Source organism: Maribacter aestuarii (assembly GCF_027474845.2).
GTDB lineage: Bacteria > Bacteroidota > Bacteroidia > Flavobacteriales > Flavobacteriaceae > Maribacter > Maribacter aestuarii.
Map to the genome: position 1 here is coordinate 2,540,276 of NZ_CP107031.2, position 23,886 is coordinate 2,564,161.

Sequence of the window (23,886 nt, forward strand, 5' to 3'; positions counted from 1 at the left end):
AAATAAACAAAACTAATCCACTTTGGTTATCTTTGCCGGATATTAAAAATTGCTATTGCATGAACTTTTTGAGAAATTTATTAGCATCCATTATTGGATGTATTTTGGCGTTTGGTATCGTCTTCGTCATGTTCCTAATTTTCATTAGTCTTATTGGGAATGATGAAGATTCCGTTACGGTTAAGGATAACTCCATACTTGAACTACAGTTGCAAAGACCTATTGCAGATTATACGGGTAGTAGGGATTTGGATCCATTCTCCGGAATTTTTGAATCATCACAAGGCCTGGATGAAATATTGCACGCGATAACGGTGGCAAAGGATGATGACAGAATACAGGGAATTAGTATTAACAACAATTTTATCATCGCGGGCCTCGCGCAAACGCAGACCCTAAGAAAAGCACTTTCCGAGTTTAAGGATTCCGGGAAATTTATCTATGCGTACGGGGATTTTTATACCCAAAAGGACTACTATTTAGCCAGTGTAGCCGATTCTGTTTATATGAACCCAGTAGGCGTACTGGACTTTAAAGGGCTGTCCTCGGAAGTATTGTTTTATAAAGACTTACAGCAGAAAACCGGTGTTAAAATGGAGGTCATAAGACATGGGAAATATAAAAGTGCGGTAGAGCCGTTTTTAGAAAATGAGATGAGCGATGCTAACAGGGCGCAAATATCGGAGTTGATACACTCCCTATGGAATTCCATGGTCTCGGAAATCGCGGTAGAAAGAAGTATCTCCGAAGAAAATTTGAATACAATAGCCGATACCTTAGGGGGAAGGTCGCCCAAATTTGCCAAGACTTCTGGTTTGATAGATGATATAGTTTTTTACGACCAGTACGAAGATGTTCTGCGTAATGCTTTGTATGATGGTGATAAGGAAGAGGTCAGCATTAACTATATAACGGTTGATGATTATACCAAGTATTCCAATAAAAAAATATTACGGTCGGGGAAGGATAAAATTGCCGTGGTTTTTGCCCAAGGGGAAATTTTTTATGGAGAAGGAGGCCCGAATATTATTGGACAGGGAATCATTAATGAAGCGCTAATAAAAGCTAGGGAGGATAAAAATGTAAAGGCTATTGTCCTGCGGGTAAACTCACCTGGAGGAAGTGCCTTGACCTCGGATATTATCTGGAGGGAAGTGGAACTGACCAAGAAGGTGAAACCAGTGGTGGTATCCATGGGAAATGTAGCGGCATCGGGAGGTTATTACATTGCTGCAGGTGCGGATAAAATTTACGCGGAACCTACAACGGTTACCGGGTCGATCGGCGTTTTCGGGACTATTCCCAACATTAACGAATTGGCAAAAAATATTGGTATCAATGCAGAACAGGTGGGCACGAATAGAAATTCTGTTGATTATTCCCTCTTCGAGCCAATGAAGGATGATTTTAGGAACAGGGTACAGGAAAGTATCGAGGATACTTACGAAACCTTTCTGGAGCGCGTATCGGCGGGTAGGAATATTTCAATGGCGCAGGCCGACAGTTTAGCCCAAGGTAGGGTTTGGAGTGGGGTAGATGCCAAACGTTTGGGCCTTATAGATGAATTGGGCACTTTAGAGGATGCAATAGCCGCAGCAGCGGAAATGGCCGAATTGGGTGAATATGGAATTAGGAAATATCCGAAGTACAAGACCGGATTTGAACGATTCATGGAGGACTTAAGTGGTGTAAGTGCCAAAACCAAAGAAAAAGTTCTTAGAGAGGACTTGGGAAATGAAGCCTACTCCATAATCCAAGAATTTAAGTCGGCCATGGAACAAAAGGGTGTGCAGGCGAGATTACCGTTTGTTTTAAACATTAAGTAATGACCCACATGGATAAATTACTGGCACGGAAGATTTATTTGTATCTGGGCGCCCTTTTCATCACATCCCTTGTTGTTTCAAATTTAATTTTTCAAAAGTTCTTTTATTGGCATCCTTTTGGGGACGTGACATTGTTCGGGGCGCCATTATTTGAGATTTCGGTAGGGATTTTGCCGTACCCGGTTACTTTTTTGATTACCGATTTGATTTCTGAAATCTTTGGAAAGAAGAAAGCCAACCAAATTGTTGTAGCAGGAATTTTTGCCTCCGTTTTTTCACTTACCATTGTATACACGGCAAATGCCGTACCGGCAACGGTATGGTCGCCGGTACAGGACGATTTGTTTACATCGGTATTCGGGAATACGATAGTGGCCGTTTTCGCCTCCATGATGGCTTATTTGCTGGCCCAATTTGTAGATATTCAATTGTATCATTTCTGGAAAAATTTAACCAAGGGTAAATATTTATGGCTCCGGAATAACTTCTCCACTTTTTCCTCACAGCTCATAGATACGTTTACGGTTGTGCTATTGTTGTGTTCATTTGGGGAAATACCGTGGGACAAGTTTGTAGGGCTCGTAATCAGCGGATTTATATTTAAGATAATTATAGCATTTTTGGACACCCCTTTCCTTTATTTGTTCGTATATATACTTAGAAAACGATTTAAATTGGCTTTGGGCCAAGAAATAGACTTGGACGCATAATATAATCGTCAATTTATGGTTGTTAAGAAAAATCGAATTAACCTATGAAGAAGAGAATTTTACGAATAGTTGGTATTGTTGTTTTATTAATTATAGGGGTGCTAGTCGCTGCTCCTTTTATCTTGGAGGCCAAGATTGGGGAGTTGATTAAAAACAATGTAAACAATACGGTAAACGCTACCCTGGATTTCAATGATGCTGATTTGAGTCTTATCAAAAGCTTTCCCAACGCGGAAGTTCAATTGTCCGGGGTTACGCTAGTTAATAAAGCTCCTTTTGAAGGGGATACCTTATTTGCTGCCGATAATCTGGAATTAGTAATGGGTATTGGGGAACTGTTCAAAGGACAGGGTGAAGCGATTGGAATACGAAGGCTCCTATTGGACGGAGCCAATTTGAACATTAAGATCAATGAAGCCGAAGAGGCTAATTATGACATTACCGAGGAATCAGAAAGTCAAATATCAACAAATGATGCGACGGATGGTTTCGTGTTTAATCTAGAGTCCTATGAAATATTAAATTCTACGGTTCATTATAATGACATGTCTTCTGGTATAGCGCTCAAGGTCGAGGAAATACAGCACAACGGAACCGGAGATTTGTCTTTGACTACCTCGGAATTGGAAACATATACAGAAGCGTTGGTGAGTTTTGAGATGGATAGTACCAATTACCTGAACAGGAATAAAGTGAAGTTGAATGCCTTGATTGGTATCGACTTACAAGAAGACAAATATTCCTTTCTCAAGAATGAGGCAATCGTAAACCAGCTTCCGTTGGTCTTTGATGGTTTCGTAAAACTGAATGAAGATAATCAGGAAGTAAATATTAGCTTTAAAACGCCATCATCTGATTTCAGAAATTTCCTAGCGGTCATTCCGGAGACGTATTCCAAAAATATCTCCGACGTAAAGACAACAGGGGATTTTGTAGTAGAAGGTAATTTTAATGGTATTGTGGATGAGGAGCACATACCAAAATTTAATATCTTCATTAACTCGGAAAATGCATCCTTCAAATATCCTGATTTGCCAAAATCGGTCCGAAATATCTTTATTGATGTAGTCGTAAACAATGAAACCGGACTTACGGAGGACACCTACGTAAATATCAATAGGGCTTCCTTTATGATTGATGAGGATAAATTTAATCTCAACGCAAAAATAACGGAGCTGATGGGCAATACCAAGGTCAACGCCCATGTGGATGGTAAAATGAACTTGGCCAATATTTCCAAGGCTTATCCTGTGCCTTCAGATTTAAATTTAAAAGGACAATTGAATGCTGATGTAACTACCGCTTTTGATATGGCTTCCATAGAGAGAAAGCAGTATGAAAAGACCAATACAACTGGAAAAATGAGTGTTAGGGATTTTGAATACAATTCACCTGAGATACCCAATCCTGTAAAGCTATCGGCAGTTGCCTTAACCTTCAATCCAAAAACGGTCACGTTGAATGAATTGAACGGCGTTACCGGTAAGACTGATTTTAACGCTACCGGCAGCATTAATAATTTACTGGGTTTTATGTTCAACAACGAAAATGTGGAAGGAAACTTTGATTTGAAGTCCAATGTCTTTGCTTTAAACGACTTTATGGTAGCGGAGGAAGCAAAAACGGACGAAGAAAAAACACAAAATGATACGCCAGTAAAATCCGAGGAGAAAATTAAGATACCGTCTTTCTTGGATGCCAATATCAACGCTTCGGCAAATACAGTTATTTATGATAACATAACCCTGAAGGACGTTAAAGGTAATCTCAGGATTAGGGACGAGAAGGCTATTTTGAGTAATATGACCTCATCTCTTTTTGATGGTAAGGTCGGATTTAATGGAGAGGTTTCCACAAAGAGTGAAACACCCACGTTTGCCATGCGTTTGGCCATGGAGCAACTTCAAATAGGGGAGACCTTCCAAGCTTTGGAGCTCTTCAAGGTATTGGCGCCAATAGCGAGGATACTCAAGGGAAAGTTGTCCTCGGACATTGAGCTTTCGGGAAATCTAACGGATGATTTTACGCCGGACCTGTTGAGTTTGAGCGGTAATATTTTAGCGGATATTCTTACCAGGGAAATAGATACAGATCAGGCTCCAATTCTGTCCGCTTTGGATAGTAAACTTGGTTTTTTGGACCTCAAGGAACTCAGTTTAAAAGAATTAAAAACAAAACTATCTTTTAAGGATGGTCTGGTTACCGTTAAACCTTTTACCATCAACTATAAGGATGTTGCTATTAACGTAGATGGAAGCCACACCTTTGATAGTAATATGAATTATAAGGCCACCTTAGAGGTTCCCGCAAAGTATTTAGGAAAGGATGTGAATGCTTTAATCGCTAGAATTGATGATACCGCGCTTGATAGTCTAACCATACCGGTTATCGCGAATATTGGCGGTAAGTATACCAGTCCGCAAGTAACGACGGACTTCACATCAGGTGTGAAAAATTTGACCAATCAGTTAGTGGAAATTGAAAAACAAAAACTGGTCAATAAAGGAAAGGATAAAGCAAAGGATTTGATTGGTGGCATATTTTCAGATAATCAGCAAAAACGTGATTCTTCAAAAAGCGAAAACTCTGTAAAAGAGAATGCGAAGGACGTTATCGGGGGAATTTTGGGAGGCACCAAAACCAAGGATTCTACTCAGACCAAGACGGATTCCGTGCCTGTAAAAAAGGAGGAAGATGTGGTCAAAGAAAAAGCAAGGGATATTTTAGGTGGTCTTTTAGGTAAAAAGAAAAAAACGGATACAACGGTTAAAAAGGATTCTACGAATTAACGGTGAGTCCTATATAATAGCCTTCGCTGCCTCTAACGTTGAACACCGTATCATCTTCAAACATGAGATACTGTCCTTTAATTCCTTTTAACTTGCCCACATAATCAGGGGTTTTATCAAGACTTAAGCTTTTTACCTTTTTCGGATAGCGCAAAACCGGAAAATCAAGATTTGTTTCTGTATTACTATCTAAGAAGTACTCCTTGGCCTCATCCGGAATATAGGATTTCAACTTATTTCGCCAAGCCACTAAATCCTCATCTTCTACAGAATTGGTCAACATTTTACGCCAATTGGTCTTATCGCTTACGTGGTCTTTAAGGGCTACCTCGGTTATCCCGGCAAGGTACCTGTTGGGAACTTCCACAATCTCAATAGCTTCATGGGCTCCCTGATCAATCCATCTGGTGGGGACTTGGGACTTTCTGGTAACGCCTACTTTTATGGAACTGGAGTTGGCCAAGTACACGATATGAGGTTGTAATTGTACTTTTTTCTCATAGTCCAAATCCCTGTCTTCTTCGTCCAAATGGGCCGTGCTCAATTCCGGTCTCATAATCCAATCACCTGCGGATGGAATTTCAAAAAAGCAATTTTTGCAAAAGCCTTGTCTGTATATAGGTCGGTCATTTTTACAGTTTAGGCATTGGAATTTTATAAATTCAATTTTCAAGTCCTTGTCCAGGACCTGATTTATATTCAAGAAATCGGATTCAAAGACCATGTAGTATTGGATGGGTGTGCCAATTTCGGTTTGCATTTTTCTTAAAACGCCTTCATATTGCATAGGGAAATCTAATTAGCTGTTCAATTTGAAATTGATGTGGATATAAACTATTTTTAGCCGTATAAAGATACCCAAAAATGCCGATTCCGCTTTTTAATTCAATAGCTTCCTGGTTGCTAAAAAAGCGCTATCATCAAATTGAACTTTTTTTAAAATATCCAGAAGAGGTCCAAGAAGAATTGTTACTACAACTTTTGGAAATAGCTGAGGATACAGAAATTGGAAGACAGTATGATTTTGAGTCCATCAATAACTATGAGACTTTTAGGGAAAGGGTGCCCATTGTTTCTTATGAGGACATTGAAGCTATTATAGAGCGTAACAGAAGAGGCGAACAGAACCTTTTTTGGCCCACCAATATTAAACACTTCGCAAAAAGTAGTGGTACTACCAATTCCAAAAGTAAATTCATTCCTGTAAGTTTTGAAGCTTTGGAAGATTGTCATTACAAATCCGGCAAGGACTTGCTTTGCCTGTACTTGAATAATAATGAGAATTCACAGTTGTTTACGGGAAAAAGCCTCAGGCTTGGAGGTAGTAAGAAATTGTACGAGGATAACGGCTCCTTTTTTGGGGATCTCTCTGCCATACTTATAGATAATATGCCACTTTGGGCTGAGTTTAGTAGTACTCCCAGCAACAAGGTTTCTTTGATGAGCGAATGGGAGAGCAAGCTAAAGGCGATAATTAACGAAAGTGTTCACGAGAACGTAACAAGTTTAGCAGGCGTACCATCGTGGATGCTGGTTTTGCTAAATAATGTTTTGGGGGAAACCGGAAAGGAAAACCTATTTGAGGTATGGGAAAATTTAGAGGTCTACTTTCATGGTGGGGTCAATTTTAGTCCTTACATAGAGCAATACAAGAATATTCTGCCAAGAAAGAGCTTTAAATATTATGAAATATATAATGCCTCCGAGGGGTTTTTTGCGATTCAGGATAGAAACGGAGCGGACGATTTGCTGTTGATGTTGGATTACGGCATATTTTATGAATTTATTCCTATGGACAAGTATGGTACAAACATACAACAAGCTATTCCCTTGTCTGAAGTTGAGGTAGGGAAGAACTATGCCATAATAATTACGACAAACTCTGGTCTCTGGCGTTATAAAATTGGGGACACCGTTAGGTTTACATCTAAAAAACCCTATCGTATTAAGGTCACGGGACGTACAAAACATCATATTAATGTTTTTGGAGAGGAGCTGATAATTGAAAATGCAGAGGAGGCTCTAAAGGCGGTTTGTAGAAAAGCTGGCGCCGAAATTAAGGACTATACGGCAGGACCCATATTTATGAAGGGGAAAGAAAAAGGTGCCCATGAGTGGATTATCGAATTTAGAAAACCACCGAAGGACATTCAATATTTTACAGAGTTCTTGGATAATGCACTCAAGGCATTGAATTCGGATTATGAGGCCAAACGTTATAATAATATTACGTTGAAAATGCCTAAGGTACACACGGCAAGGGAGAATCTTTTTTACGACTGGTTAAAGGCGAATGACAAATTGGGAGGACAACATAAAATTCCAAGACTATCAAATAAACGTGAATACATTGAAGAACTCCTCAAGATGAATACTTAAATTCCATATCTTGAGTAGAAATCGTTCTACGGGGTGACGGCTATTTTCAATTTTTTAATGATTGCCGGGGCAATACAAGGTTTTGTCTTCAACATTGCAACGTTTTCCTCTCGGAAGATGTTGGAGAAGCCTATACTTTACCTGAATCTTTTTATTTTTTTCCTTTCCTTAAACAATTTACAATCTTGGCTCATAGACAAAGGCTTTTTATTTAATAATGACTATTGGGGACATTTTACAATACCGTGGTACGTTCTTATTGTTCCCATGTTTTATGCTTTCTTAATTTACTATTTAGAAATTGAGAGTAAGCGGTGGCCCTTTTTAAGGCTATCATTGTTCATATTTGCAATAGAATTAGTTGCACGCTCCATTGTTTACTACTTACTGAGACAAGGTGATTTACCGCAGAATTACGCTTCATTTTACGATTCACTGGAGGATTTTGTCACATTCTCATATTCCTTGTTCCTATTTGTCAAAGCTATACGCCTTATTTATAGGTATCAAGAACTTTATCCAAAAATTTTAGCTTTTGATGATTTGAAATGGATCAAAAGATTTATGTCCTTAGGTGGGGTGGTCTTCGCCTTGTGGCTATTATCCATATTTTGGAATATCACCGGAATAGTAGAAAAACCTTATAGTTTTTATCCACTTCGCCTAAGCTCTTCGTTACTGATATATTGGGTGGGGTATCAAGGTTTTTTTAGATATACTATATTGAAAGATAGAATAGTATTAAGAAAAGAAATTCGAGATAGGCCTGATAAATTCCATAAAAGCGATAATAATTCGTACAATACTGGTGCCAATAACAAAAGTGCTGAGACTTTTAGTAAGGCACAGGAATACATTTTAAAAGAACAACGTTATTTAGATCCATATTTTAGTTTGGAGAAATTATCGGAAGAACTAAATCTAAGTTCCAGTAGCTTGTCCAAAGCAATAAACACAAACTCCGACAGTAATTTTTCGGACTTTATAAATTCTTTTCGTGTAGCCCAAGTGAAGGAGCTTTTAGCTTCTGATGAGTATTCTTCTTATACCATTGCCGCCATGGGCCTGGAGTGCGGTTTCAACTCCAAATCTACTTTTTATTCAGCTTTCAAAAAAACTACAGGGATCACCCCAGTACAATACAGGAGACAACGAGGGTAATCGCATTAAAAGAATGTCCGAATACTTATAATTTCAATAATACTGGACATTTAGAATCCTTACAAAACCTAGTTTTGCTTTTATAATTCTAATTAAGAAAACATGAAAATTAAATTAGTATTACTGAGTGGTTTAATGCTATTACAAAGCTGTTATAGTTATAAAGAACTGGAATCAAGATATGAAGGTCTTGAACCCGGAGAAAACTATAAGTTAAATCATGAGGAATATGGGAAGTATAAAAGAGGAAGTGTTATAGGTGTTAACGATAGCGTTTTAACTTATAAAATACGAAATGGAAGAATAGATAAACTGAGTTTGGATGGGATTCAACAAATCAAAAAAGGAAAGTTCTCTTTAGGGAAGACCATTGTACTGCCCGTCTCTATTACTGCAGGCACTTTTGGATTGTTCAAATTGGCGGGGGGCCAATCTGGTGTTGGACTCGGTAATATTGATTTGGGGTTCTAATTAGTACAACTATAATTTTAATTGGCAAGTAATACAATATAGAAATCACAATTATGGACTACATCGATGATTTACAACGGCTAAACAAATAAATGAGGATTTCCCTCGTTAAATAATGAGCTTAGAGAAATATTCTTAACCTAACCGATATAAAATTATAGTCATGGCTGAAAAATTAGTAATTGTTTCTGACATGTGGGGAGCTAAAAAAGGACTTTGGATTACTTCTTATTTGGGATACTTGCAACAATATTTTGACATTACATTTTATGATAGTCAACAACTGGCAAATTTAGATTTACCGGTCAATTCGGAAGAGAATATTCATAATGCCTTCGTAAATGGTGGTATAGATACGGCAGTGGCACATTTGCTAAAAAGGGAAAAGAATCCCTGCTATTATTTAGGTTTTAGTACGGGTGGAACGATTATCTGGAATGCCGCGAAAAAAGGACTTCCCGTAAAATCCCTGTATTGCGTTTCGGCAACCAGAATACGTCTGGAAGATGAAAAGCCTTGTGCTCCTTTCACTTTACTTTATGGTGAGAACGATAGTGCTAAACCTTATGATAAGTGGGCTTCTAACTTAGGTATTGAAATGGAAATTTTTAAGAATTTCGGACATACGCTTTACACGGATGAAATAGTCATTCAAAAAGTATGTATGGATCTTTTGAGTCAAGTAACCCAAATTCTTCCTAAAACAAAGAAGGTAGTATAATTAGGAAACTGCCTTAAGTTTCTTTATTGTCTCATAGGAGAGTTTGTTCTCCGCGTATGGTTTGGTTACCTTAAATTCAGTTTCCTCGTTACTGGGCATTTCAAACATAGCATCGGTGAAAATGGCTTCACATAGTGAACGCAAGCCTCTGGCTCCTAACTTGTATTCTATTGCCTTCTTTACAATGTAGTCCAAAGCTTGATCTGTAATGGTAAATGTAATACCATCCATTGAAAAGAGCTTTTCATATTGCTTAATAATGGCATTTTTCGGCTCCGTAAGTATCGCTCTAAGCGTTTTCTCGTCCAACGGGTTCATATGCGTCAGGACCGGTAATCTTCCAATAATTTCAGGTATAAGTCCAAACTCTTTTAAATCCTTGGGTATAATGTATTGAAGCATATTTGAGTTGTCCAATTGATCGTCAGTCTTAGAGGCATTGTATCCCACTGCCTGCAAATTCAATCTTTTGGTAATAGCTCGTTCTATACCGTCAAAGGCACCTCCAGCTATGAAAAGAATATTTTCCGTGTTAACCTCGATAAATTTTTGATCTGGGTGTTTTCTACCCCTTTGGGCGGAACGTTTACTACGGTACCTTCTAGAAGTTTCAGTAGGCCTTGTTGAACTCCTTCCCCAGAGACATCCCTTGTAATTGAAGGATTGTCACTTTTGCGAGCAATCTTATCTATCTCATCAATAAATACGATTCCTCTTTCGGCTTTTTCTAAATTGTAATCTGCAGCTTGTAGCAAACGTGTTAGAATACTCTCCACATCCTCGCCCACGTAACCGGCTTCGGTTAGCACAGTAGCATCTACTATAGCTAAAGGAACATTAAGCATTCTGGCTATGGTCTTGGCCATAAGAGTCTTGCCTGTTCCTGTCTGCCCTACCATTATAATATTACTCTTCTGGATCTCTATATCGTCCTCTTTGGATGAAGGTTGTAAAAGTCTTTTATAGTGATTGTAAACTGCAACGGACATCACTTTTTTAGTGCGTTCCTGTCCAATGATATAAGTGTCTAGAAAAGATTTTATCTCAATAGGCTTTTTTAGAACCAATTCAGAAGAAAGATCGTTGGTTTTAGTTTGTCGGGATTCCTCTGCAACGATACCGTGTGCCTGTTCTATACAGCGGTCACAGATATGCGCATCAAGACCAGCAATCAACAAATTAGTTTCTGGCTTCTTCCTTCCACAAAACGAACATTCTAAATTTTCCTTTGCCATAACACTACTAAACTATACTGAACCCTAACGTAACAATTCTATTTTTGGTTCAAAAAAACAGAGATTTTTTATTTTAGTCGAAATTATTTCTTATCCCTAACCAAAATTTCATCGATCATACCATATTTCAAGGCTTCGTCCGCCTTCATCCAATAATCACGATCACTATCATCGTGTACTTTTTCAATGGTTTGGCCTGAGTGATTGGCAATTATTTCGTAAAGCTCTTCTTTAAGCTTCAGAATTTCTCTTGCTGTAATTTCGATATCACTTGCCTGTCCTTGGGCACCTCCCATAGGTTGGTGGATCATTACCCTTGAATGTTGTAAGCCGCTACGCTTACCTTTTTCTCCTGCACAAAGTAATACTGCGCCCATAGAAGCTGCCATTCCGGTACAAATGGTGGCTACATCAGGATTAATGAACTGCATAGTATCGTAAATTCCTAGTCCCGCGTAAACGCTGCCGCCGGGGGAGTTAATATATATCTGGATGTCCTTAGAGGCATCCACACTGGCCAGAAACAATAATTGGGCCTGTACAATATTCGCAACCTGATCGTTGATACCGGTGCCTAAAAAAATAATCCTATCCATCATCAGCCTTGAGTAAACATCCATGGCAATAACATTCATTTGTCTCTCCTCAATAATGTTAGGGGTCATATTGGTAGGGTACATGCTACTCATGATTTTATCATAGTACATGCTACTAATACCCTGATGCTTTATGGCGTAATCCTTAAATTCTTTTCCGTAATCCATAAATTGATAATCGATTTTAGTGGTAAAAAAAGGTGCCGAAAAAAATATTTCCGGCACCGTAAAGATACTTAATTTATAATTCCCAGGCTATCCGTAAACTTCTTTCACGAAGTTTTCATAAGTAACTTCCTTAGTTTTAAGATTTGCTTTTTCTTTATAAAGGTTTAATAATTTTTGGCTCATTAACTGTTCCGATAATCTTTTGACTTCATCTTGGTTGCTCAAAACCCGAGCCGCAATGTTATCCAGTTCTTCTTCTTTCGGGTCCATTTGGCCAAACTGGGCCATCTGAGTTCGTATAAAGCCCTTGGAAAACTCCTTAAGCTCATCAAATTGAACCTGGAGATTGTTATCGTTAATGATTTTCCCCTCTATTAACTGGTAACGCAAACCTTTTTCAGATTTTGCAAATTCTTCACTTGCTTCTTCCTCTGTCAATTCTTTTTCCCCCGTCCTTTGTATCCACTTCTTTAAAAATTCTCCAGGCAATTCAAATTTTACGTTTTCAATAAAATATTCGGTCACATCGTTTAGGAGCTTTTGGTCGGATTGTTGCTCAAATTGCTTCTCGGAATCTTCTTTGATGCGTTCTCTAAGTTCTTTTTCAGAGGTAATGGTATCTTTTCCAAAAAGTTTATCGAACAATTCTTGATCCAGTTCCGCGGGCTGTCTTTCATTTATTTCAGTAATTGTAAATAAAACTTCGATGTTCAACTTCTCAGTTTTTTCTCTTGAAACTCCAAGTATACTCGAAAGTAAATGGTCTTCATTTAAAAGCCCCTTGGTTTTTAAAGTTACCGTATCACCAACCTTTTTGCCTAAAAGAGATTCAACGGCTTTTTTACTTTTTAGCTTGTCCATCTCCAAAAGCGATTGGTTTTCTATACCCTCGGCTTCATTCACAAACTTTCCTGAAACTTCATCGGTTTTTCCTACGGTATCTTTACTTACTAACTTACCGTATTGTTTTTGAATACGTTCTATTTGCTCAGAAACCATTTTTTTATCCGCCACTATCTTGTAGTGCGTAATGGCTTTTTTAGTTTTTAAGGGTACCTCAAACTGGGGAGCCAGACCAAGCTCAAACTCAAATGCCAATTCCTCTTTATCCCAATCAAAATTGTCTTGTTGCTTTGGCAGGGGGTTTCCGAGTACGTCCAGTTTTTCTTCGGTAAGATATTTGTTCAAATTATCCTGTAATAATTTGTTGACCTCGTCTACCAATACCGCTTTGCCATATTGCTTTTTTATAAGTCCCATTGGTACTTGCCCTTTTCTGAATCCAGGGATATTTGCCTGTTTTTTGTAGTCCTTTAAAATGGTGTCTACCTTGTCCTGGTAGTCATCTTTAGTTATGGCAACTTTAACGACGGCGTTTAAATTATCTATCTGCTCCTTTGTAATATTCATTATCTATACTTGTCTAAATCCTTTAATATAAAATGGGAGGCAAAATTACTACAAATTAGCATGTCTACCAAGTTTTTAAACCCTTGTGTTCCAAATATTAACTAGTATTTATTAGTCTTCCTTTAATAGCGAAAAAAGGATGGATTGTAAAAATGAAAGTAATAGACTGAAAAGCAAAGCCCACCAAATTCCTTCTACGTTAAATCCTGTAATTAAATAGTCTGCCAATAAAATGATGATGGCGTTAATGATTAATAAGAACAACCCAAAGGTGAGAATGGTCACGGGTAGTGTAAGTATGACCAAAATAGGTTTCACTAAAAAATTCAGCAAACTCAGCACCACAGCCACAATAATTGCGGTTACATAGGAGTCTACTGAAACGTTCGGCAGAAAATTTGCTAAAAGAATTACGGCCAATGCACTTAAAAGGACTCTAAGAATAAGTTTCATATTTTTTTGGTTTAGTTGAATAAAAAAGGGTGCCAATAGGCACCCTTAAACATAATGAATAAATTCTTTAGTTGATATATAGTCCGGTAAAATCTAGCGGGTTCACCCCGGGTAAATTGGAACCGTATTTTTCATTTATGGCCTCTACAAAAAGATTGGCCAGAAGCGCATAACCCCTCGGAGAAGGATGTACCCCATCCAATGAAAAGCCGCCACCCGTAGCGTATGTAGCAGTAACAGTGCTTCCATCGCCAAGTGGAAATCCGTCGGTTGAGATAACCCTTAGAAAGGCGTTGGCGTCCACTAAGGCAATATCATACTGGGCCGCGAGGGCAGTAATATTTGCGTTATAAGCGGTTAGGGCCGTGTTTACTGAAAGTTGCTCTTCCGGGGTCAATACCCATTTATCGGCTAATGGCACGGCAACACCGTTAATAGAGGTTGGATCCTGAGGATTTGCCAAAGTCCCAATAAAGTTTCTGGCAGTTAAAACGACTAAATCCTCCGGGGTTGCTTGTCTCATATTTATCAAAGCCGGATTAAAACTGGTCAAATCCGTTAAATCTTCATCCAATAGAACTACGGCGTTCGTGCTTCCGGCAGAGAAGGAAATTGTTCTTTGTGCTAATTCATCCGCAGTAATGGCTCCTAAACCTTGTAACTGCGCTAAACCACCATTGTAAGCTGCATAAGCACCATTTAGAAGTGCGGCCGTACCTTCATCTAAAGGTACTGGATTATAAGGCACGGTAGTAAAATACGGTATGGTGGTAACATCGGGCAGATTTGCAATAGCGCCATCCGCTCCATTTTCCGTCATTGCCTGTAAGGCCGAATTTATTGCACCTGCAACCACATTAGGGTCGGATATGTCGTTACCACCATAGGTGCTCGGGTCGAAGTTACCGGTTTGATCCACTCCCGCTCCACCAGCGGTGGCATAACCTAAAATATCGTTATTGCCTATCCAAAGAGTGAAAAAAGAGGCATCTTGAGCTGCGGCATCTTCAATAATTGTTGCATTTGGATTACTCGCGAATCTGGCGTAGTAAGGATTTGCCAATCCAAGAGCAACGCCCTGTACATTTCCATATCCAGGTGCCAAAAGGTGATAACTCTTTGCTCCAGGGACGCCCATATTATTGAATGGCCCTGAAAGTGTGTTGCTAATTTCGGTAGAACCCGTTCCGCTAACCGGAACAGGGGAGGGGGATCCTGATGCAAAGGAAAGTATCACTCTATTTCCCAATATAGGTGTTCCACCAAGTGTTGCTCCACCAAGATTATCCGCCATGAACGGTATGCTAAAATCACCGCCACCTGCCAATGCAAAATTGGTTGCCAACATGTTGGGAAAGGAAGCCGTTTGACCGTCAATAAAGAGGGCCGCATCGGAGTAACCGGCTGTAAGGGAGTTTCCTATGGCAACATAGTTGCTGAAATTGGCCGAACCACTAGTATAGTTTATCGGTTCCGGTTCTTCAGGGGTTACAGGGGGAGTGCCATCATCATCGCTACAGGAAATGAAAACAAATCCAAAAAGAGCGAGTAGGGCTAAAATCTTTTTCATCAGTATAATTTTGAGTTAATTTGTTTGAATGATATTTAAATCACAGTAGAACCAAAATTAACCAAAATTATTACTCACACAATTATTTGGATAAAAAAATTATGCATGCATAATAAATTAGAGCCTTTTTTAAGAATTTAGAAATTTTAACGATTTTTCTAAGAATTCATCGGGGTTTTCCGCGTGTAACCAATGGCCGGCGTTGCTAATAGTTTTAAGGCTGGCTTTGGGAAAGTGCTTTTTAATCTCCAGAAAATCGTTGTCCACTACATACTCCGATCGGTCTCCCTTTAAGAAAAGTGTGGGACCGTCATACCTGTCCGTGCTACTGATATTTTCTCCTACCTCTTCCATTTTTCCACTTAGAACTGGCAGATTAAAGCGAAACTTCAATTGTTTACCGTCGGCCCTATAAAGATTTTTTAGTAAAAACTGCCGCGTTCCAAAATCAGGTATGTATTTTCCAAGTTGTTCGTCTGCTTCATTCCTAGAGATGATATTCTCAACATCCATCTTATTAAGTGCATCGATTATGTAGTCATGATGAGGAGGATAATACTTGGGGGCAATATCGGCGACTATCAACTTTGTAACCTTATCTGGGTATAAGCAGGCAAACTGCATTGCGGTCTTTCCGCCCATGGAGTGTCCAATGAGAAAAGTCGATTTTATTTCATGAAACTTTAAATAAGCCGACAAGTCCTCGGCCAAAATGTCATAATTAAAATCACGGGAATGAAAGCTCCTGCCGTGATTTCGCTGATCTATTAAATGGACTTCGAAGCCATTTTCGGAATAGGAAGAGCCTAAGGTTTTCCAATTATCGGACATCCCAAGAAAACCATGTAGAATGCACAACGGTTTACCCTGGCCAATAATCTTAGAGGATAGGATTGGATTCATTTCAGTTTATTCAAGTACATATTTATAACGTTGTCCAGACCAAAATATAATGATTCGCAAATGAGCGCATGGCCTATGGATACTTCCAAAAGATTGGGAATGTTGGCTTTGAAGTATTGAATATTGTCCAAGCTAAGGTCGTGCCCGGCGTTAATACCAATACTGAGGTCTATGGCTTTTTTGCTCGCCTTAATGAATGGCTTAATGACCATTTCTTTATTTTTCGCATAATCGGAGGCATAACTTTCCGTGTAGAGTTCAATACGGTCGGTACCCGTGTCCTTGGCGCCTTCAACAGCGGCAACAATAGGGTCTACGAAAATTGAAGTTCGGATACCAGCTTCTTTAAAGATGCCAATAACATCACTCAAAAAATCTTTATGTTTAACAGTGTCCCATCCTGCGTTGGATGTAATTGCGTCTTCCGCATCTGGTACCAGAGTGACTTGAGTGGGTCGTACTTCAAGGACTAAATCTATAAATGCTGGTATGGGGTTACCCTCAATGTTGAATTCCGTGGTGACGATATTCTTTAAATTACGGACATCCTCATAGCGAATATGCCGTTCGTCCGGTCGTGGATGCACGGTAATTCCTTGTGCTCCAAAACGTTCAATATCCTCTACTACCTTCAATAGATTGGGTGTATTTCCCCCTCTCGCATTACGAAGAGTGGCAATTTTGTTCACGTTAACGCTTAGTTTGGCCATATTATCGATTTTGATTTTAAGGGACTCCAAAAATACGAATAAGGCATACCTTTTGATATTAATAATTACTAATTTGCGTTATAATTTAGTTTATGCAGATACAAGATCACATCATAACCAATATTCCAGTTTTTAAGATTGAAGGGACCTTTGAAAAGGTTTTGGATTTCTTTAAGACGAACACCTTTTCACATGTTGCCATCACGGAAAAGGGAAAATTTGTTGGGGTTTTTTCCGAGAATGATATGGAAGTTGTAAAGCCAAAAGCTAAAATTGAGGATTACCGATACGATTTGGAGTCTTTTTTTGTTCAAAAGGACACCAATTGGCTGGACGTGTTGGAAGCGTTTGCCAGAAATGAAGCAAATTTGCTTCCTATTGTAGGGTCGGATGAACAAGTAATAGGGTATTATGACCTTACGGATATTGTGGCGGTTTTTATTGACACTCCCTTTTTTACCGATCCCGGAAATATTCTGGTCATTGCAACGGCTGCAAAAGACTATTCCTTTAGTGAGGTCGCACAGATTGTGGAGAGTAATAATGCTAAATTTATCGGTGGTTTTATTACCGATGTGCAAAACGATGTGGTACAGATAACCATTAAGATAAGCAACACCAACTTTAATGAGGTCGTACAGACCTTTAGACGCTACGGTTATCATATTCTTTTTGGAAATGCGGATGATCAATTTCTGGAAAATCTTAAGGGGCGCTCAGACTATTTGGACAAATATCTAAACGTCTAGTATGAAGGCTGCTATCTACGGACAAACGTACCAGGAAAATGCAATTGAATTTTTACTGGAACTTTTGGATGAACTCAAAAGGGAAAATGCAGAAATCTGCATAGAAGAAGAATTTCATCAGTTGTATCTTTCCAAAGGAAACAAAGAAAAGTTTACAACATTTACATCACAGTCAGGTCTGGATGCTTCTTTTGATATGTTCGTCAGTTTTGGTGGTGACGGCACCATTTTGCGGGCCACCACGTTTGTAAGAGATCTCGGCATTCCCATAGTTGGCGTTAATACTGGTCGACTTGGTTTCTTGTCCACGTTCAAAAAAGAGGATGTTAGAAAGGTGGTGCGGGAATTTGTAAGTGGGGAATATTCCGTGGTGGAAAGAAGTTTGGTGCAGTTGAACACGCAAGCATTGGATGAGGAATTTGGAGAGCTTAATTTTGCACTAAACGAAATCACAGTAAGCAGGAAGGATACTACCTCCATGATTACGGTAGAAACCTATTTGAACGATGAATACTTGACCTCATATTGGGCAGATGGCCTTATCATTTCTACACCAACAGGTTCAACGGGTTATTCCTTAAGTTGTGGGGGACCTGTCATTGTTCCAACGGCCAAATCCCTTGTGCTTACGCCTATCGCACCTCACAATTTAAATGCACGACCCTTGGTGATTTCTGATGATACTGTAATTAGGTTAAAGGTTTCTGGGAGGGAGGAAAATCACTTGGTTTCCTTGGACTCCAGAATTGCCTCATTAGAAAATGGCCAAGAAATAACTATAAAAAAGGCATCCTTTACGATTAAGATGATAGAATATACTTCAGAAAGCTTTTTGAAAACCCTTCGGAATAAATTGTTGTGGGGTGAGGACAAACGTAATTGAATCGGAACCCGAACAATAAATGCCCCCAAAAGCTGTTTATCTTGAAAGAGCTTTTATATGACCCTAAACTGGGGTAAATATGCTATTCGCAAGACGCAAATTTTTTTAATTTATGAAGCAAATTGTTTTTGTTATACTAGCCTTGTCATTTTTTGGCGTTCATTCACAAACGTATGAAGTTGGTGTTTTTGGTGGAGGTGCTAACATGATTGGTGATGTAGGAAGGACAAATTTCATCCTACCCTCCGACATCGCTTTTGGCGGAATTTTCAAGTGGAACAAGAGTAAAAGATATGCCTGGAGAGGCAGCATTATCTACGGAAAATTTACTGCGGATGATGCCAAATCCAATACAACCGCTAGACAACAACGAGGATACCTTGTTGACAATTCCGTACTGGAAGGTTCGGTTGGGCTGGAATTTAACTTTGTCGAATATAATTTACACAAACTTGGACCTGCTTTTACGCCCTATTTATACACGGGTGTGACCTATTTTAGGTATGATTTCGATTATTTTAATGGTGGGGTTTTGCAGGAGATAAATCAAAAAGACGGATCTTTCGCCATACCAATCATAGGTGGTTTTAAGTATCGTATCAATCAGTTTCTTATTTTTGGCGCAGAAATAGGAGCTAGATATACCTTTACGGATAATCTGGATGCTAGTAATCCTATCGGCTCCAATTTTGAGGAGTTCCAGTTTGGGAATATTTTTAGTGACGATTGGTACGTTTTTTCCGGGGTTACATTAACTTATACATTTGGAAGAAAGTCTTGTACGGATTGTTTTGAATAAAACAGTACATGAACAAAATAGATGACATTGCTGACCATAATCTGCCGAAGCATTTGGCCATTATTATGGATGGAAATGGTAGATGGGCCAAACAAAGAGGTAAGCATAGGGTTTTTGGTCACGAAAATGGCGTTAAAACGGTACGGACAGTTGTAGAAAATTGTGTGAAAATAAAAATAGAGTACCTTACTCTTTACACCTTTTCCACGGAAAATTGGAAACGTCCTAAAATCGAAATCGACACTTTAATGCGACTTTTAGTGTCTTCCCTGAAAAAAGAACTTAAGACCTTTAAGAAAAACAATGTTCGATTAAATACCATAGGTAGTATTTCATCCTTACCGTCCAGGGCTTACAAAGAGTTGATGGAAGTTATGGAAAAAACCAAGGAAAATACGGGTATGACCCTCACCTTAGCATTGAGTTACGGGTCACGCGAAGAACTACAATCCGCAATAAAGGCCATCAGTATCAAAGTTAAAAATAATATAATTTCATCTGATGATATTGATGAAACCATTATAAATAACCATCTTTACACACATAATTTGCCAGACGTAGACTTGCTTATCCGTACTAGTGGAGAACATCGGATCAGCAATTTTTTATTATGGCAAATTGCTTACGCCGAATTATATTTTATTGATGTATTTTGGCCCGATTTTAGTGAGCATCATTTGGTAGAGGCCATAAAAAATTACCAGAACAGAGAACGAAGATTTGGAAAAACTAGCGAACAACTCATTTAAAGATATGACCAGGTTCATATCCTTGAACCACGTACTTACCACCCTACTTATTTTACTTACGAATATTACCTTAATAGCCCAAGAGACTTCTTATGAGGATGGAAAAAGCTATATTTTAGGTGGTCTGGAAGTAACGGGACTGCAAAGTTATAACGAACAAACGGTAAAAACCTACACTGGTCTCAGAGTGGGGCAACCAATAACCCTTCCTGGAGAGGAAATCAGTGCGGTAATCAATAAATTGTGGGGTCTAGAGCTTTTTAGCTCCATTGATATATACATCACAAATATAGAGGGCAACACGGTTTTCTTAGAGTTAAATATTATAGAACGTCCTACGCTCACGGACGTAACTTTCTATGGCATTAAAAAAAGAAAAGTGCCGGAGTTAGTTAAGGATACTGATTTAAAAAAGGGGAAGAAAATAACGGAGAGCCTTATAGCCAACACTAAAAATTACATTGCCAATAAGTATAAGAAACAGGGATTTCTAAACACTACCGTAAACATTGCGACCGCAAAGGATACTTCTGAAACCAATGCACGTAGTATGGTCGTGAATATTAAAAAAGGGGATAAGGTAAAAATTAAGGATATCGTTTTTGAAGGAAACGAAGAGTTATCCAGTAAAAAACTTCGTAAGGCTTTAAAGAATACCAAAAGGAAACGCTTTGGTCGCTTTTGGAAAAAATCAAAGTTTATCAAAAAGGATTATGAGGAAGATTTAGGCTCGTTAATCGATAAATATGCAGAAAACGGATATAGGGATGCTCGTGTAATTTCCGATACCGTGATTAAATTGGATGAGAACAACATTCAATTGAATATAAAAGTAGAGGAGGGGAACAAATATTATTTTGGGGATATTGATTTTGTTGGAAATACGGTATATACAGATCGTCAACTTTCCCAAGTTTTAGGTATAAAGAAGGGGTCAACTTATAATGGCGTGTTGTTAAGGGAAAGGATTGCGGATAATTCTAAACCAGATCCGAACGATGTTACGAGTTTGTACCAAAACAACGGGTACCTGTTCTCGACCATAAATCCAGTGGAGATTTCCGCCGCCAACGATACGATTAACTTTGAGATCCGTATAATAGAAGGAAAGGAGACGTTTCTTGATCACGTTACGGTAAACGGTAACGATAAAACCAACGACCATGTTATTTTCAGGGAATTACGGACAAGACCTGGTCAGAAATACAATAAATCGGACATTATACGGAGTATTCGTGAATTGGGACAACTTGGCTTTTTTGACGCAGAACAGATAAAACCTGATGTATTGAATGCCAACCCAAATGAAGGAACGGTCGATTTAGATTGGAGCTTGGTAGAATCCGGTTCTAGTCAAATAGAATTGCAAGGTGGTTACGGGGGAGGTGGTTTTATTGGTACCCTGGGTCTGTCCTTTAGTAACTTTTCCGTGCAGAACCTTTTTAAAGGGGAAGCCTACAAACCGGTTCCCATGGGAGACGGCCAGACTTTTGCATTGCGTTTGCAGGCAAGTAGAACCTTTAGAGTGTATAGCCTTAATTTCTCGGAGCCATGGTTAGGAGGAAAAAAACCTGTACGTTTTAATTTAAATCTTTCCCGTACCCAACAGTTTGCAGCTTCATTTGGAGGTAGGGGTGGTATTCAGGTGAATAAGGATCAGCAATTTTCAATAACCGGAATAACCGTAGGTCTAGCAAAACGGGTACAGTGGCCAGATGATTTCTTTACCATTTCTCATTCATTGGGCTACCAACTATATGATTTTAGAAATTACAATATCGGACTCTTTAATTTCGGGAACGGTAAGGCCAATTCTTTGGCATATACTTTAGGAATCTCTAGGAATGCTACGTTAGGAGGGAGGATATTCCCGAGAGGAGGCTCAAATTTTGAGATTACGGCGAAGTTTACACCGCCTTATTCTTTGTTCAGTGATAAGGATTACAGGTCTTTGAGAGAAACAAGTGAAGAACTGACTGAAAAAGGGCAAGCGGTCAAGCACTTACTTTGACCGAGACTCAACAGCTAGAAAATGCTGATCAAGAGCGGTTTAGGTTGTTGGAGTATTATAAAATAAAATTTAAGGGGGATTGGTATACCACTCTGGTGGATAAACTAGTATTGCGAACCAATGCAGAATTCGGTTTTTTAGGGAATTACAATAGCGATATTGGTGATGTTCCTTTTGAACGTTTCTTTGTTGGGGGAGATGGACTTGGTAATTTTACACTGGACGGGAGGGACGTTGTGCAGTTGAGAGGTTATGATAACCAGTCCTTGACTCCAATAGATCCATTAACCGGACAACAGGATGGAGGTTTGGTTTACAATAAATTTTCGTTGGAGCTCAGATATCCGTTAACCCTAAAGCCTTCAGCTTCCATCTATGGACTAGCTTTTTTAGAAGGTGGTAACTCTTTCAACAATTTTCAGCAGTTTAATCCGTTTCAACTAAAACGATCGGCCGGTGTGGGGTTACGCATCTTTATGCCTGCGTTTGGTTTGCTGGGTATTGATTTTGGTTATGGATTCGACGAGGATTTGCGACCACAATCCCTTGGCAATGGTCCGAGCGGATGGCAAACGCACTTCATAATTGGTCAACAGTTTTAATTTTAATACGGAATATTACAATTGTGTATTACGCTAACCCTTTCATTTTAAAAGATTTAGTAATTTTGGCACGATATTTTCTATTGGATTAAACGATATCAAAAATGAAGTCTAAAACAAAAGTTCTTTTACTCTTAATTGCTTTTAGCACAACGCTGGTTATTCATGCCCAGAGAGGTGTCCGGATAGGTTATGTAGATATGGAGTACATTCTGGAGAACGTGGAGGAATATAGGGATGCTAGTACGCAATTGGACACCAAGGTTCAAAAATGGAAAGTCGAGATAGAGCAGAAGCAAAGTGTCGTGGAACAGATGAAGAAAGATTTAATGGCGGAGAAGGTGTTGTTAACGCCAGAATTAATATCAGAACGCGAGGAAGAGATTCAAATTTTGGAAAGAGAAATGTTGGAATATCAACAGGATCGATTTGGACCGCAGGGAGATTTGGTATTGCAAAAACGACAGCTGATACAGCCCATCCAGGACCAAGTGTTCAATGAAGTGCAAAAAATCGGCGCCAATAATAAATATGATTTTATTTTTGATAAATCGGCGGATGTCGTAATGTTGTACTCCGAAAAAAGGCACGATATAAGTGAGTTGGTGCTTAGGGGTATAGCCAGAACAAGAAAAATTAGCAAACCGGCTAAAAAAGCAAATAGACACCGGTTAAACGAATTTGAAGGAGAGGAATTAGAAGAGGAGGAGACAATTAGCGAAGCCCTGCAAGAAAGAATGGACCAGGCCAAGGCGGCAAGTGAAGCAAGGGAGAAAACCGCAGATGAAAAAAGAGCGGAACAGTTAAAGTTGCGGGAAGAACGTAAAAAGGCCTACGAGGAAAGAAGAAAAAAGTTATTGGAAGAAAGAGAAGCCAAGAAAAAAGAGAAACAAGGAAATCGTAAAAAAGATACCGAAGAAAAAGAAGATAACGGTAACAATTAGTAAAGTAACCATTAATTAACACTCAAATAGAAATTAAATTTTAACTC

19 protein-coding genes and 2 pseudogenes are annotated in these 23,886 nt (G+C 38.9%); 13 read left to right on the top strand and 8 right to left on the bottom strand.

Features of this window, described 5'->3' with window-relative positions; all coding sequences use genetic code 11:
* Positions 1–59: 59 nt before the first annotated feature.
* Genes sppA through N8A89_RS11480 form a run of 3 tightly spaced genes read left to right on the top strand, consistent with a single transcriptional unit; the run spans position 60 to position 5,325 of the window.
* Entirely contained in the window at positions 60–1,826 is a 1,767-nt protein-coding gene (sppA, locus tag N8A89_RS11470) for a signal peptide peptidase SppA (RefSeq protein WP_289644340.1), read from the top strand.
* Positions 1,826–2,536, top strand: coding sequence for a queuosine precursor transporter (locus N8A89_RS11475; RefSeq protein ID WP_281542402.1), 711 nt, complete (start codon positions 1,826–1,828; stop codon positions 2,534–2,536). The genes sppA and N8A89_RS11475 overlap by 1 nt, the downstream gene beginning before the upstream one ends.
* 44 nt (positions 2,537–2,580) lie before the next feature.
* Positions 2,581–5,325 carry an AsmA-like C-terminal region-containing protein gene (locus N8A89_RS11480; RefSeq protein WP_281542403.1) on the top strand — a complete coding sequence of 915 codons (2,745 nt, stop codon included), beginning with the start codon at positions 2,581–2,583 and terminating at the stop codon, positions 5,323–5,325.
* Here the strand turns inward: N8A89_RS11480 and N8A89_RS11485 are convergent.
* The gene (locus tag N8A89_RS11485) at positions 5,315–6,112 is read right to left on the bottom strand and encodes a DUF2797 domain-containing protein (RefSeq protein WP_281542404.1); all 798 of its coding nucleotides are present in this window, start codon (positions 6,110–6,112) and stop codon (positions 5,315–5,317) included. The two genes, N8A89_RS11480 and N8A89_RS11485, sit on opposite strands and share 11 nt — an antisense overlap.
* Positions 6,113–6,189: 77 nt before the next feature.
* Here N8A89_RS11485 and N8A89_RS11490 point away from each other — a divergent pair, with 77 nt between their 5' ends.
* From N8A89_RS11490 to N8A89_RS11505, 4 genes are all read left to right on the top strand, one after another.
* Positions 6,190–7,704 (top strand): GH3 auxin-responsive promoter family protein, encoded by a 1,515-nt coding sequence (locus tag N8A89_RS11490; protein WP_281542405.1) that lies wholly within the window; start codon positions 6,190–6,192, stop codon positions 7,702–7,704.
* A 57-nt stretch (positions 7,705–7,761) separates the two neighbouring features.
* Complete coding sequence (locus N8A89_RS11495; RefSeq protein WP_289644343.1) at positions 7,762–8,865, top strand: helix-turn-helix domain-containing protein; 1,104 nt, start codon at positions 7,762–7,764, stop codon at positions 8,863–8,865.
* Positions 8,866–8,967: 102 nt separating this feature from the next.
* Complete coding sequence (locus N8A89_RS11500; RefSeq protein WP_289644344.1) at positions 8,968–9,336, top strand: hypothetical protein; 369 nt, start codon at positions 8,968–8,970, stop codon at positions 9,334–9,336.
* A 163-nt stretch (positions 9,337–9,499) separates the two neighbouring features.
* Positions 9,500–10,057 (top strand): dienelactone hydrolase family protein, encoded by a 558-nt coding sequence (locus tag N8A89_RS11505; protein ID WP_281542408.1) that lies wholly within the window; start codon positions 9,500–9,502, stop codon positions 10,055–10,057.
* Here N8A89_RS11505 and clpX read toward each other — a convergent pair.
* The 7 genes and pseudogenes from clpX to N8A89_RS11540 all read right to left on the bottom strand — a co-directional run bounded on the left by clpX (position 10,058) and on the right by N8A89_RS11540 (position 17,102).
* Positions 10,058–11,292, bottom strand: a pseudogene (gene clpX, locus N8A89_RS11510) (ATP-dependent Clp protease ATP-binding subunit ClpX).
* A gap of 83 nt (positions 11,293–11,375) precedes the next feature.
* Complete coding sequence (gene clpP / locus N8A89_RS11515) at positions 11,376–12,056, bottom strand: ATP-dependent Clp endopeptidase proteolytic subunit ClpP (RefSeq protein ID WP_289644345.1); 681 nt, start codon at positions 12,054–12,056, stop codon at positions 11,376–11,378.
* An 87-nt stretch (positions 12,057–12,143) separates the two neighbouring features.
* Positions 12,144–13,466, bottom strand: coding sequence for a trigger factor (gene tig, locus N8A89_RS11520; RefSeq protein ID WP_289644346.1), 1,323 nt, complete (start codon positions 13,464–13,466; stop codon positions 12,144–12,146).
* Between the two features lie 111 nt (positions 13,467–13,577).
* Entirely contained in the window at positions 13,578–13,919 is a 342-nt protein-coding gene (locus N8A89_RS11525) for a phage holin family protein (protein WP_281542409.1), read from the bottom strand.
* 67 nt (positions 13,920–13,986) lie between these two features.
* On the bottom strand, positions 13,987–15,489 hold the full coding sequence (locus N8A89_RS11530) for an SGNH/GDSL hydrolase family protein (protein ID WP_289644347.1): 1,503 nt from the start codon (positions 15,487–15,489) through the stop codon (positions 13,987–13,989).
* A gap of 129 nt (positions 15,490–15,618) precedes the next feature.
* Positions 15,619–16,392, bottom strand: a complete 774-nt coding sequence (locus N8A89_RS11535; RefSeq protein ID WP_281542410.1) for an alpha/beta fold hydrolase — start codon at positions 16,390–16,392, stop codon at positions 15,619–15,621.
* Positions 16,389–17,102 carry a pyridoxine 5'-phosphate synthase gene (locus N8A89_RS11540; protein WP_281542411.1) on the bottom strand — a complete coding sequence of 238 codons (714 nt, stop codon included), beginning with the start codon at positions 17,100–17,102 and terminating at the stop codon, positions 16,389–16,391. Before N8A89_RS11540 ends, N8A89_RS11535 begins: the two co-directional genes overlap by 4 nt.
* A gap of 92 nt (positions 17,103–17,194) precedes the next feature.
* Here N8A89_RS11540 and N8A89_RS11545 point away from each other — a divergent pair, with 92 nt between their 5' ends.
* The 6 genes and pseudogenes from N8A89_RS11545 (at position 17,195) to N8A89_RS11570 (ending at position 23,839) form a co-directional block, all read left to right on the top strand.
* The gene (locus N8A89_RS11545; RefSeq protein ID WP_289644348.1) at positions 17,195–17,851 is read left to right on the top strand and encodes a CBS domain-containing protein; all 657 of its coding nucleotides are present in this window, start codon (positions 17,195–17,197) and stop codon (positions 17,849–17,851) included.
* A 1-nt stretch (position 17,852) separates the two neighbouring features.
* Positions 17,853–18,734: an NAD kinase gene (locus tag N8A89_RS11550; RefSeq protein WP_281542412.1), complete on the top strand. Its 882-nt coding sequence runs from the start codon at positions 17,853–17,855 to the stop codon at positions 18,732–18,734.
* A 112-nt stretch (positions 18,735–18,846) separates the two neighbouring features.
* Complete coding sequence (porG, locus tag N8A89_RS11555) at positions 18,847–19,533, top strand: type IX secretion system protein PorG (protein ID WP_281542413.1); 687 nt, start codon at positions 18,847–18,849, stop codon at positions 19,531–19,533.
* A gap of 8 nt (positions 19,534–19,541) precedes the next feature.
* Positions 19,542–20,282 carry an undecaprenyl pyrophosphate synthase gene (gene uppS / locus N8A89_RS11560; protein ID WP_281542414.1) on the top strand — a complete coding sequence of 247 codons (741 nt, stop codon included), beginning with the start codon at positions 19,542–19,544 and terminating at the stop codon, positions 20,280–20,282.
* Positions 20,283–20,286: 4 nt separating this feature from the next.
* Positions 20,287–22,895, top strand: a pseudogene (locus tag N8A89_RS11565) (BamA/OMP85 family outer membrane protein).
* Between the two features lie 104 nt (positions 22,896–22,999).
* Entirely contained in the window at positions 23,000–23,839 is an 840-nt protein-coding gene (locus N8A89_RS11570) for an OmpH/Skp family outer membrane protein (protein WP_281542415.1), read from the top strand.
* Positions 23,840–23,886 lie beyond the last annotated feature (47 nt).

Bases quoted from the DNA above. Each gene is read 5' to 3' on its own strand.
- N8A89_RS11475 (WP_281542402.1), top strand. From the start codon at position 1,826: ATGACCCACATGGATAAATTACTGGCACGGAAGATTTATTTGTATCTG.
- N8A89_RS11480 (WP_281542403.1), top strand. From the start codon at position 2,581: ATGAAGAAGAGAATTTTACGAATAGTTGGTATTGTTGTTTTATTAATT.
- sppA (WP_289644340.1), top strand. From the start codon at position 60: ATGAACTTTTTGAGAAATTTATTAGCATCCATTATTGGATGTATTTTG.
- uppS (WP_281542414.1), top strand. From the start codon at position 19,542: ATGAACAAAATAGATGACATTGCTGACCATAATCTGCCGAAGCATTTG.
- porG (WP_281542413.1), top strand. From the start codon at position 18,847: ATGAAGCAAATTGTTTTTGTTATACTAGCCTTGTCATTTTTTGGCGTT.
- N8A89_RS11490 (WP_281542405.1), top strand. From the start codon at position 6,190: ATGCCGATTCCGCTTTTTAATTCAATAGCTTCCTGGTTGCTAAAAAAG.
- N8A89_RS11550 (WP_281542412.1), top strand. From the start codon at position 17,853: ATGAAGGCTGCTATCTACGGACAAACGTACCAGGAAAATGCAATTGAA.
- N8A89_RS11500 (WP_289644344.1), top strand. From the start codon at position 8,968: ATGAAAATTAAATTAGTATTACTGAGTGGTTTAATGCTATTACAAAGC.
- tig (WP_289644346.1), bottom strand. From the start codon at position 13,466: ATGAATATTACAAAGGAGCAGATAGATAATTTAAACGCCGTCGTTAAA.
- N8A89_RS11545 (WP_289644348.1), top strand. From the start codon at position 17,195: ATGCAGATACAAGATCACATCATAACCAATATTCCAGTTTTTAAGATT.
- N8A89_RS11525 (WP_281542409.1), bottom strand. From the start codon at position 13,919: ATGAAACTTATTCTTAGAGTCCTTTTAAGTGCATTGGCCGTAATTCTT.
- clpP (WP_289644345.1), bottom strand. From the start codon at position 12,056: ATGGATTACGGAAAAGAATTTAAGGATTACGCCATAAAGCATCAGGGT.
- N8A89_RS11535 (WP_281542410.1), bottom strand. From the start codon at position 16,392: ATGAATCCAATCCTATCCTCTAAGATTATTGGCCAGGGTAAACCGTTG.
- N8A89_RS11495 (WP_289644343.1), top strand. From the start codon at position 7,762: ATGATTGCCGGGGCAATACAAGGTTTTGTCTTCAACATTGCAACGTTT.
- N8A89_RS11540 (WP_281542411.1), bottom strand. From the start codon at position 17,102: ATGGCCAAACTAAGCGTTAACGTGAACAAAATTGCCACTCTTCGTAAT.
- N8A89_RS11485 (WP_281542404.1), bottom strand. From the start codon at position 6,112: ATGCAATATGAAGGCGTTTTAAGAAAAATGCAAACCGAAATTGGCACA.
- N8A89_RS11570 (WP_281542415.1), top strand. From the start codon at position 23,000: ATGAAGTCTAAAACAAAAGTTCTTTTACTCTTAATTGCTTTTAGCACA.
- N8A89_RS11505 (WP_281542408.1), top strand. From the start codon at position 9,500: ATGGCTGAAAAATTAGTAATTGTTTCTGACATGTGGGGAGCTAAAAAA.
- N8A89_RS11530 (WP_289644347.1), bottom strand. From the start codon at position 15,489: ATGAAAAAGATTTTAGCCCTACTCGCTCTTTTTGGATTTGTTTTCATT.